This is a genomic window from Bacillus bingmayongensis (assembly GCF_000299035.1).
Classification (GTDB): Bacteria; Bacillota; Bacilli; order Bacillales; family Bacillaceae_G; genus Bacillus_A; species Bacillus_A bingmayongensis.
In genome coordinates this window covers 1-9,921 of sequence record NZ_JH921532.1, presented here as the reverse complement: position 1 = coordinate 9,921, position 9,921 = coordinate 1, and the positions used below count along the sequence as shown (strand labels likewise).

Annotated in this window: 11 protein-coding genes and 3 pseudogenes; 6 read left to right on the top strand and 8 right to left on the bottom strand. The window is 34.4% G+C overall.

Annotated elements, in window-relative coordinates; translation table 11 throughout:
* On the top strand, window positions 1-478 hold a 478-nt coding region (locus Y7E_RS30675), incomplete at its 5' end, for an IS6 family transposase (RefSeq protein ID WP_034279232.1).
* Between the two features lie 98 nt (window positions 479-576).
* Here Y7E_RS30675 and Y7E_RS0128655 read toward each other — a convergent pair.
* Window positions 577-1,173, bottom strand: coding sequence for a TetR/AcrR family transcriptional regulator (locus tag Y7E_RS0128655; RefSeq protein WP_017154610.1), 597 nt, complete (start codon window positions 1,171-1,173; stop codon window positions 577-579).
* A 185-nt stretch (window positions 1,174-1,358) separates the two neighbouring features.
* On the opposite strand from Y7E_RS0128655, the gene Y7E_RS0128650 reads away from it, so the two are divergent.
* Both Y7E_RS0128650 and Y7E_RS0128645 read left to right on the top strand, forming a co-directional pair.
* Window positions 1,359-1,928, top strand: coding sequence for a hypothetical protein (locus tag Y7E_RS0128650; RefSeq protein WP_017154609.1), 570 nt, complete (start codon window positions 1,359-1,361; stop codon window positions 1,926-1,928).
* Between the two features lie 59 nt (window positions 1,929-1,987).
* Window positions 1,988-2,563, top strand: coding sequence for a GNAT family N-acetyltransferase (locus Y7E_RS0128645; protein ID WP_237741425.1), 576 nt, complete (start codon window positions 1,988-1,990; stop codon window positions 2,561-2,563).
* Between the two features lie 81 nt (window positions 2,564-2,644).
* Here Y7E_RS0128645 and Y7E_RS31130 read toward each other — a convergent pair.
* Together Y7E_RS31130 and Y7E_RS33410 are read right to left on the bottom strand one after the other, a co-directional pair.
* A pseudogene (locus Y7E_RS31130) lies at window positions 2,645-3,326 on the bottom strand (IS6 family transposase).
* A gap of 207 nt (window positions 3,327-3,533) precedes the next feature.
* On the bottom strand, window positions 3,534-3,896 hold the full coding sequence (locus Y7E_RS33410; RefSeq protein WP_237741424.1) for a GNAT family N-acetyltransferase: 363 nt from the start codon (window positions 3,894-3,896) through the stop codon (window positions 3,534-3,536).
* A 348-nt stretch (window positions 3,897-4,244) separates the two neighbouring features.
* On the opposite strand from Y7E_RS33410, the gene Y7E_RS0128625 reads away from it, so the two are divergent.
* Complete coding sequence (locus Y7E_RS0128625) at window positions 4,245-4,433, top strand: hypothetical protein (protein ID WP_017154604.1); 189 nt, start codon at window positions 4,245-4,247, stop codon at window positions 4,431-4,433.
* 119 nt (window positions 4,434-4,552) lie between these two features.
* Here Y7E_RS0128625 and Y7E_RS0128620 read toward each other — a convergent pair whose 3' ends face one another.
* Window positions 4,553-5,413 carry a hypothetical protein gene (locus Y7E_RS0128620; RefSeq protein ID WP_017154603.1) on the bottom strand — a complete coding sequence of 287 codons (861 nt, stop codon included), beginning with the start codon at window positions 5,411-5,413 and terminating at the stop codon, window positions 4,553-4,555.
* A gap of 570 nt (window positions 5,414-5,983) precedes the next feature.
* Between Y7E_RS0128620 and Y7E_RS30665 the strand changes: the two are divergent.
* Together Y7E_RS30665 and Y7E_RS0128610 are read left to right on the top strand one after the other, a co-directional pair.
* Window positions 5,984-6,238: pseudogene (locus tag Y7E_RS30665) on the top strand (DUF6262 family protein); the annotation flags it as partial.
* Between the two features lie 78 nt (window positions 6,239-6,316).
* Complete coding sequence (locus Y7E_RS0128610; protein WP_017154601.1) at window positions 6,317-6,790, top strand: 8-oxo-dGTP diphosphatase; 474 nt, start codon at window positions 6,317-6,319, stop codon at window positions 6,788-6,790.
* Between the two features lie 333 nt (window positions 6,791-7,123).
* On the opposite strand, the gene Y7E_RS30660 is transcribed toward Y7E_RS0128610, so the two are convergent.
* The 4 genes and pseudogenes from Y7E_RS30660 to tnpA all read right to left on the bottom strand — a co-directional run bounded on the left by Y7E_RS30660 (window position 7,124) and on the right by tnpA (window position 9,542).
* Window positions 7,124-8,062 (bottom strand): zinc-ribbon domain-containing protein, encoded by a 939-nt coding sequence (locus Y7E_RS30660; protein WP_422666726.1) that lies wholly within the window; start codon window positions 8,060-8,062, stop codon window positions 7,124-7,126.
* The gene (locus Y7E_RS33405) at window positions 8,059-8,289 is read right to left on the bottom strand and encodes a hypothetical protein (protein WP_069302609.1); all 231 of its coding nucleotides are present in this window, start codon (window positions 8,287-8,289) and stop codon (window positions 8,059-8,061) included. The genes Y7E_RS30660 and Y7E_RS33405 overlap by 4 nt, the downstream gene beginning before the upstream one ends.
* A gap of 70 nt (window positions 8,290-8,359) precedes the next feature.
* Window positions 8,360-9,067, bottom strand: a complete 708-nt coding sequence (locus Y7E_RS0128595; protein ID WP_017154598.1) for an IS6 family transposase — start codon at window positions 9,065-9,067, stop codon at window positions 8,360-8,362.
* A gap of 124 nt (window positions 9,068-9,191) precedes the next feature.
* Window positions 9,192-9,542: pseudogene (gene tnpA / locus Y7E_RS34695) on the bottom strand (IS200/IS605 family transposase).
* Between the last annotated feature and the right edge of the window lie 379 nt (window positions 9,543-9,921).

The window sequence follows — 9,921 nt, the reverse complement described above, 5'->3', positions numbered from 1 at the left end:
ATTATCTTGGAAACTAGATGAAACCTATATAAAAGTCAAAGGAAAATGGTGTTATTTATATCGTGCAATTGATAAAGACGGGCACACATTGGATATTCAACTTCGTAAAAAACGGGATCATCAGGCTGCCTATGCCTTTATGAAAAAATTGGTCAAAACGTTTGGAGAACCAGCGGTTCTCACTACAGACAAAGCACCAGCATTACTTTGCGCATTTAACAAATTAAGAGAACAAGGCTTTTATATAAATACAACTCATTGTACAATCAAGCATTTGAACAATCTCATTGAACAGGACCATAGGCATGTGAAGCGACGTTTTTGCAAATCCGCAGGATTTCAAAATCTTCGCCACGCTTCCCGTACCTTGAAAGGCATCGAAACCATTCATGCTTTATATAAACGAAACCGAAGTCTTGGCTCAGACTTCGGTTTTTCGACGTACAATGAATTACAGGAGCTACTAACAATCGCATAAAATGTACAACTTTTTGTTGGCACCACTTAACCTTAACAAAACTTCGCAACAGAACCGTTCTGCGTAACGGGACAGATGGTCAATTTTTCGATTTCGTCCTACTTCTTCTTCTCTCCAACCAATCCATAGAAAAACAATTCGATCAATTGATCCATATTCCTCGCTATACGTTCTTGATTCGAGGATTCCCAATACCGCCCCAGCTCATTTTTGTACATCGTGAAGTACAGCATAACTATCTCTTCTGTTTGATCTATATGAATGTAACCCTCTTGCTTTCCAAGTGCAACAAACTTCATAAAAAATTGCATGATTTTCTGCTCGGTATAGCTCTCCAGCCTTTGCACCAATCCACTCACCTCAGAGAGTGGGGATTTCTGAAAATTATCCGATAAGATTTGTAAATTTTTAGCTTCCAACAGTATGATTTCCTTCGTCTTTTCAAGAAAAGAACACGCTGAATCAAGAATCTTCTCATACTGCTCCAACTGTTTGTCCATCCAATTCATAAGCATATCGGCATAGAGCTGTTCTTTTGTTCCAAAGTAGTTATAAATGGTAGCGGGAGAAACCTTCGCATTTTGAGCGATTTCATTCACGCTTACCTTCTGAAAACTATATTTAGAGAACAATTCAAATGAGGAGCTGTATATCTGCTCAATTTTGTTCTGTTTCCGTCGTTCGAATCCATTCATATTCTCCACCTCACTTGTAGTGTAGCTTAAGTTTTATAGTAATTCAATAAAATTAATATAAAACTATTGAAATCACAATTTTAAATAATTATAATATTTTTAGAGTGAAATAGTACATTGACTATATATTTTTATTGTTCAAAGCGACGTTCGCTAACATTAACTTACAAAGGGAGTATGCTTACATGAAACAAATACGGATTCCTTCATTTTTACATGATGTGTTCGGTGAAAAACAGAGTATTGAATCTATTTTAACTATATTACTTTTCGGCGGATTGCTGACCGTTGCGTTATATTTGAGATTCCCTGAACTTACAGATAACTTGCCAATTTGGCGCAGCACCCTGGCATTATTATTGATTTTCGATATTTTTTCTGGATGTGTAGCTAATTTTACAGATGGAACCAGCAACTTCTATGCAGCACGCAAAAAAAATCGAATCGTATTTATTGCAATACACTTTCATATCATTCTCGTTGCACTTCTCTTACATACAAATATTTGGTATTCGATTGGGGTTTGGGCTTATACGATCACAGGAACATTTATCGTGAATGCTCTGATTGAGAAGCATTCGCAACGATTTATTGCAGGCTTGCTTCTGTCTGTTGGCCTTGGTTTGATTCCCATGCTACCAGATATACAGTCCTATATGCTGATTATCTATTTATTATTTATGCTTAAAGTGTTATTTAGCTTTGCCGTTAATCATTATGGGAAAACAAGCAACAGCGCAGGTGAAAAAGCATGAATACTCTGTATCGAATATCTAAATTAACAAAGCAGGATAAGCCTTTATTCGTATCACTTATGAGCAAGGCATTTGCCAAAGACCCCTTATTCCTGCATTTATTTGGCGATTCTGAGTTCGATAGAAAATCAAGAAATAGCGTGACAGTTTTTCTATCCTTTATGTTTGATAAAAGCTTTATGCTTAATGAAGAGGTTTGGGGATTTTATGAAAATGAAAACTTGCTTGGCGTATACATTGTTGAAAAGCCACAACCTAGCAAGCTTCAAAATATGAAAGGAGGAGTATTGCTAATCGGGAGGTTGCTTCTGCTGATTTTTCAACTGTCCAGAAAAACTTTAGGTCTCCTTAATTCCTATATGCGAGTGACAAGATCCTTTGCTCCTTCAATAGCACATCACTACCTCATTATGATTGGAGTAAACCCGGAGAACCAGGGAAAGGGAATCGGTAAGGCCCTGCTTCAACACCTGCTACATACAGTACATACGAACAATAAATCGCAAGGAGTCGCGCTGGATACGGAAAATACAAAAAACATAAGTTTGTACCAGAGATTCGGATTTTCCTTAAGCGGAGAAACACAAATTGACAAGGTACCAGTGTATTGTATGTTCTATCAGAAAAATAACTAGAGCGACGAATTTTGTTGAATTATTTGGTTCTGTTGCGAAGTTTTGTTAAGGTTAAGTGGTGTCAACAAAAAGTTGTACATTTTATGCGATTGTTAGTAGCTCCTGTAATTCATTGTACGTCGAAAAACCGAAGTCTGAGCCAAGACTTCGGTCTCGTTTATATAAAGCATGAATGGTTTCGATGCCTTTCAAGGTACGGGAAGCGTGGCGAAGATTTTGAAATCCTGCGGATTTGCAAAAACGTCGCTTCACATGCCCATGGTCCTGTTCAATGAGATTGTTCAAATGCTTGATTGTACAATGAGTTGTATTTATATAAAAGCCTTGTTCTCTTAATTTGTTAAATGCGCAAAGTAATGCTGGTGCTTTGTCTGTAGTGAGAACTGCTGGTTCTCCAAACGTTTTGATCAATCTTTTCATAAAGGCATAGGCAGCCTGATGATCCCGTTTTTTACGAAGTATCCAATGTGTGCCCGTCTTTATCAATTGCACGATATAAATAACACCATTTTCCTTTGACTTTTATATAGGTTTCATCTAGTTTCCAAGATAATTGAACGTTTTTATTTTTCTTCTTCCAAATTTGATAGATAAGATTTCCATATTCATGAACCCAGCGCATGATGGTTGTTGGATGAACCGAAACACCACGCTCTTTCAAGATTTCAGATACATCACGATAGCTTAAAGAAAAACGACAATAGTAGCCGACGGCTACCAAAATAATATCCTTTTTAAACTGTTTTCCTTTAAAATACCCCATATATTATTCTCCTGCTCACACTTTTTCTACAGGTTATCCCAGTTTAGAAATCTTTGCAACAGAACCTCACACGCTATTACTACAGCACCTTCATTTAAACATTGCTTAACAATTTCTTTTCCGATTCCAGAAGCCTATAAAAAATCCCTTTAGATTGCTTACTGAAGGGATTCGTGCTTATATGATTTTTATTATCGAAAGTTGTTTTTACACAATTAAAAGCTTCTTCATAAAAACAGTTTTTACACTTGTATCATCTTTCTTATGTACAATGTCTTCTTCATAAACTTGATATCCTACAGATTCATATAATCTAATATTCTTAGGGATATTTGCTCGTACTTTACAAGTGACGTATTTTTTTTTGTATTTTTTTGCGTAATCTTCTAACCAATGAAGCAATTCTTTGGCAATTCCTTTACTTCTATGATCTGGATGGACAGATAAGCGGAAGAAATATATACTATTTTCGGTTCTGTTGCAAAGTTGAAAAATAACCCAAAATAATGAGTATATGATACATGTTCTTGTATATTTTATAATGTTTATTCGGAACAATTGTATTTTCATTCTATATTTTTGGGGGCGTTTAAAACTTTGCAACAGAACCATTAAAAGTCATCTCAGGACATTGTAGTTTTGTTCAAAAATAAATTTTTTTGAATAAAAAAACGGATAGCTTTAGTTTAAGAAAGACCATCTTTTGATGGTTTTTTTATTGCCGTTCAGGTTCCGACTGGTTCGTAAGAACCTGACGGGTTCTGAATGGATTCCGAAGGATGCCTTTAAAAATTTTTTCTTAAAGGTATACCTTTAAGGACATAACTTTAACCCTTATAAAATCAAGATTTATCATGTTTATAAACATGTTATAAAATATTTATAAACGTTATTGTTTCTAAAGGAGAGAGATGAGCATTGAACATTGGTTTAGGACTTGTACTAATACCCTTCGCATTAATTTTTATTTCACTGGGGATATTCACACGCAAAAAGAACGATAAAATTATTGGTAATGGATTGTTAGTGGTAGGAACAATAATTTTATCAGTAAGTGTTGTATTGCTCACTGGTTTATATGACCCGTATGCAAATCACATTCGATAATAACTTTCCGTAATAAAGCTAAAAAAGCATCGAAAAAATCGATGCTTTTTCTGTTGCTATTTCCAATATAGAATGGAGTGTAGATTATATCTACACTCCATTTCAATTATTGATTATTGTTAAGGGATAGTAATTACATAAGGTACTGTAAATACTTTTCCTTTATGCTGGAATTGCGCCCATATCTTATATGTTCCACTTGTTGGAAATTCTGTGTGGAACATAGCTTCAGGTCCCATGGTTTTTGAATCGGCTGGATGTACATGAAGGTATTGTTCAGTATCTTCACTTAAAATGACAACATGCCCAATTGCACCTAAATATGTTTCAAGATCCGTAATTGGTTTCTTAGTAGCTGCATCTTTAATACTAAAGTTCAGCATAACCTCTTTGTTTGGTTTTAATTCGCCGTCATAACTCAATGTGATTTCTTTTCCATCCGCAGCTTTTACTAACGATTCGTCAGTTTGAAGAGGCTCTACTTTTTGTTCTGTCCCTTCTACTTTAATCGTATGTGTTTGGGTAGTTTGTGAACCACCTTTTGGAATAAAGTCAGCGATGAATTTATACTCTCCGCCTTTTGGAAAGCTGACGTCTACATTGAACTTTCCGTTCCCATCATATGTAGGGTGTATGTGATTGAAATAAGATAAATCTTTACTTACTACAATCAAATGCATTTTCTTTTCGTGATTAATTTCATAGTCTTCTATCGGTTTATTTTGACTGTCTTTCACTTCAATAGCTAGTTTTTCTTTTTGATTTTCTTTTGGATTAGAAGGTGACAAATCCCATGAAACATTCATATCTTGTGATTTCTTTTCGTTATGACCTGCATGCTCATTCTCTTTATTTGCTTTTTCGTTCTTTGTCTCGTGTTGATGAGATGTACTTTTAGAATCTGATTGATTCGTACATCCTGTGAAAATCCCCACAGTAAGTATCATACCCATAGCTGTTATAAGTGTTTTTTTCTTCATATTATTCTCCCCCAGTTATATATTGTGTGAGCTGATAAGTTAGAAGAACTTGTTTACTTATTATTTGTATATGAATCATTCATATACATCATCGTCTCGTCTCCTTTTGGTGTGTATTTGTAATTATAAAAAATAATATTAATGATTTTTTCGCTTTTTCCTTGTTATAAATCACATTTAAATACTTCATATGGGTATATTAATGTGGTTTAAATAGGAGATAAACTATACTAAAACAAATTGGCTATAAAGTTTTATAAGGTCGAGAATATAGAATAACAATGAATTGTCGAGAAATTAAGGAGATGTAGAAATGAAACAGAGAAAACATATCGTAGTAAAATCTGTACATTGTTGTAGTAAATGTGGTCATCTGTAGGGGGCACCATATCAAAAAAAGAAAATTGTACGTTAATTAGAGTATTATGATGAGAGGATTGTTCGTTCAATATAAAGGCGAATATTCTCTCTTTTTATAAATATTAGAAACATAAACTGTAGCTTACATATTTAGTATAGTTCGTTCATTATGTAGCTCATGTTCAAATTATTGGAGGTGGTTAGATTGAGAGTTCAAGAAGTGAAGCCGGTGTTAGCAAAGCAACCCTTTACAATAATATGGAAATACGGAAACGAATTGAGCCTTTGCGTGAGCAACAATCAAAAGTTCCTACTCTTAAGCAAATTAAACGAGAGATCGACGAGAACAATAAAGATGCCATCATTGAATCATTGAAGCGAAGAATCAAAAAAGTAGAAGCGGAAAATAAGCAGCTTCGAGAGCAATTGAAAGTAGCATATGCGGATGTATATAAACAAATTTAGAGTATGAGGAGAACGATGTCTCTCGTTCTTATTTTAACAGCATGGTAGAATTTAGATAAAAAATGAGGGAGAAACAGAATGGATAATGGGGTAAATTATAAAATTTGGACGGTATGTATGATTCAAAATGAGGACAAGGTTTTACTCCTCGATAGACAGCATGACGATTTCAAAGGATTCATTCCTCCTGGAGGAAAAGTAGAATTTCCGGAAAGTATTGTTGATAGTGCCATTAGAGAAGTTAAAGAGGAAACTGGTCTTGAAGTTAGTAACCTTGTTTATAAAGGACTTTATGAATATGTTAATCCAATCGCCAAAGATCGATATATGATATTTAACTATTTTACAAGGGACTTTAAGGGGGATTTACTTAAAGATTCGCCAGAAGGAAAAGCTGTTTGGGTGAATATCAATGAAGCTTACAATCTTCCTATGCAAAAATCCATTCGTAGAAGATTCCCTTTGTTCTTTGAAGAAGGAACATTCGAAATTCAAGTAGAATGGGATCACGAAAAAAATCAAGAGGGACTAGTTACTATAAAGAGAACATAGACAAAACAATGCTGGCCTACACATATTAGTCATATCTAATATGTGTAGGCCTTTTAATTTTAAGCATTTATAAATTTAGGTCTTGATAACGTACAATTTTCCCGAAATGATATGGTGACCTCTTATAACATTCTATTTTCTATTCAACATACAATTGGTGTTTTCTGTCTTATTCCCCTGTTTCGGGGATGGGCAAAGTTATCCTTAATGCAATATTCGGCCTTTTTTATATGATGATTCTATTTTTAAATTCATTCATTTTCTTTACGCTTTATTTTTTCTTTTAACTGATTTTCAAAAATAACACGTCTATCTTCCATGGCATTATATACCTCAAAATTCCCTCTTCTTTTTTTGAACAGCAGTTCTTCCTTTGGGTTGAAGCGGATGACAAACTTTACATTTTATTTCTCTTCTATGTCTAGCACCTACTTGTGCTTTATATTCATTTCCACATGTACCACAAAGCCACCATACATTTTGGCTAGAATTAATCCTCGTTTCCTCAGGAGGCTTAACTCCATATTCTCCTTCATTTTTAGTAGGATGCCACTCTTTAACTAATTCAGGATCTAGAAGAGCTAAGGAATTTTGAAACAATTCACACTTTCTACACCCTTTTCCATTCTTAACTCTTTGACTAATTGTTTCTCTCCATGTATGTCCTTTTTCACAAATCCAATATGCATCCTCTGAAGAAGTATAAATTACATCATATGCTGTCCTAACTTCAGAGTACCTACTATTTTTAAGCACAAACCAATTCTTTGCTATTTCTGGATAAACTGTTGCTAAACAGTTATCCTCACATACCTTCTTATTCGCACAATATGGGCAAACACTTGTATTTATATATCTACTCGCAATCGTTTCTTCCCATTCATGATTTCTTTTGCATTGCCACCATCTACGTACCCAGCCTTCATCAAATACAACAGCATCTGGGGTAATACCTTCATTCTTTGTTGGATGCCATTGTTTAGCTAATTCAGGATCCACCTCTTGTAAGGTTTTAATTCGTCGCTCTTCTTTTATTTCCGCTCGCTTTGTTGCCTTCCTAATCCTTAAACATTTTGGACATTCTTTTTTCTTCTGTCTATCGTAAATACTCATGCCCCACTCATGACCTTCGGAACATTTCCACCAAATATATTCATAGCTTCCAATAGTTAATTCATTAGGATTAATACCATTATTTTTAGTAGGGTGCCATTCCGATAACAATTTTTCGGGCAATCCGTTATTTGTTGTTAATGTTTCCACCAAACTCATCCCTTCATATTTTCAATTAAAAACCACTTATCTTTGTTTATCACATCAGTATCCATTTCATATTCCTCAAATTCTTGTACTTGATTGTTTTCCTTTGAAATAAATGGTTTTATAAAAACTTTTGCATTGGAATACTTACTTTTGTTAGATTTTTCATCTATAAATGCCATTATTTTTACAATCTCAATCTTATATACATAAAGTGGATGTGCAAATTTCCACCCCACTCTTAATGTGGTTCTGGTGCAAAAATGTTAGTTAGAAACATAGAGTAGCAATTTCCTCTACATTTCTATCTTATGAAGCTAAGCCAAATAATTTATGAATAAATTCCTTCTGTTTTTGGACGGACTTGTCCGGTAAAACCACTTGTCCTTTTTTCATCATATGCATGGCTTCAACACCACTCAATATAGAGATTGCTGTTTTAAATGATTTTAATCCTAACATAGAACGAACTCGCCTTTTAATAAACCGGTGGTCTTGTTCTACTATATTATTGAGATATTTAACTTGCCTTAGTTGTATGCCTTCAGGCATATGTTTCTCTTCTTTCAACTCTTGAATCGCTACAGGATAGGCAGGGTTCTTATCTATTGTTATTACACGAGGTTTAGAAACATACGAAAAAGCCAAGGCTTTCTTGAAAAAGCGCTTGGCTGCTTTTTTATCTCTTGATTTACTTAGATAAAAATCAATGGTATTCCCCTCTGAATCAACTGCACGATATAAGTACATCCATTGACCTTTTACTTTAATATAAGTTTCATCGACTCTCCACGAGTCATTGGTTGATTTAAGATGACGTCGAATTCGCTTATCTAATTCAGGACCGTATTGATGAACCCAACGCATAATGGTTGTATGAACCAAAGATAATCCCCGTTCCTCCATCATTTCCACCAAATCACGAAAACTTAAGTTGTACCGCAGGTACCACCTTACTGTTAATAAGATTAGTTCAGGCTGATAATGCTTCCATTTGAACAAATTTTCTTTTTCCATACCAATCACGCACCCTTTCTAGAGTGATAGTATCAGTATGTCCAAGTTTCAGAGATTAGTTACATAAATCTTATAGTTTTTGCACCAGAACCCTTATATGCTTTGTTTGCCATATCAAAATCCCTCACCTCATGCTTTGATTTTCTATGTGTTTTTTTGTTCTTTCAATGGCGCACCATCCGTTGTAAGCAAGCAAACGTTTTTTGCCCCAAAATACTCTTTCTAAAGTTCTTCTTTTACTGATGGGAAATGCTTTTTTATAAATCGAGAACTTGCGCTTTTATGAACATTGATAAACTTTAACATTTCAGTATTCAGATGTATTTTGAACAAAATATGCACATGTTCAGTATCATGATTCCATTCGACTAAGGTAATATTGTAATTCTCATCCAATCGAACAAACATATCTTTCATATAGTCAGATATGGGAGCATTAATCACTTTTCAGAACAAAGTGATAATATAATAGTATGAAAAAGAGACAACTTTAGGCTACCCCTAACCGAAATTCATCTTCCACTTTCACTAGCGCTGTCGCACCTTCACGTTTAAAAGTGGAAGACTACTTTCGGACAGAAGTTGAGGCTTTTTCAAACTTATTATAATAGCAGCACATCTTTAATATATAATCAATACTACAGAATCTAATCAAAAAATACATGATTTTACAAAAAAAATTTAGATTAGAAAACTCATTTTGGTGCAGCAACTTCAAGATAATTGCAATGAATATTAAGGTTCGGTTCAACTATCAGTGATGGTTCTGGTGCAAACACTTCAGAAGTGATATAAAAAAGTAAAAATGTTCCTATTGGGGTCACACCACATCGCTATCAAGCTAACAAAACAAA

Coding starts and splice junctions, on each gene's coding strand:
- Y7E_RS0128620 (WP_017154603.1), bottom strand. CDS start 5,413: ATGAAGAAAAAAACACTTATAACAGCTATGGGTATGATACTTACTGTG.
- Y7E_RS0128655 (WP_017154610.1), bottom strand. CDS start 1,173: ATGAATGGATTCGAACGACGGAAACAGAACAAAATTGAGCAGATATAC.
- Y7E_RS0128610 (WP_017154601.1), top strand. CDS start 6,317: ATGGATAATGGGGTAAATTATAAAATTTGGACGGTATGTATGATTCAA.
- Y7E_RS0128650 (WP_017154609.1), top strand. CDS start 1,359: ATGAAACAAATACGGATTCCTTCATTTTTACATGATGTGTTCGGTGAA.
- Y7E_RS30660 (WP_422666726.1), bottom strand. CDS start 8,062: ATGAGTTTGGTGGAAACATTAACAACAAATAACGGATTGCCCGAAAAA.
- Y7E_RS33410 (WP_237741424.1), bottom strand. CDS start 3,896: ATGAAAATACAATTGTTCCGAATAAACATTATAAAATATACAAGAACA.
- Y7E_RS0128645 (WP_237741425.1), top strand. CDS start 1,988: ATGAGCAAGGCATTTGCCAAAGACCCCTTATTCCTGCATTTATTTGGC.
- Y7E_RS0128595 (WP_017154598.1), bottom strand. CDS start 9,067: ATGGAAAAAGAAAATTTGTTCAAATGGAAGCATTATCAGCCTGAACTA.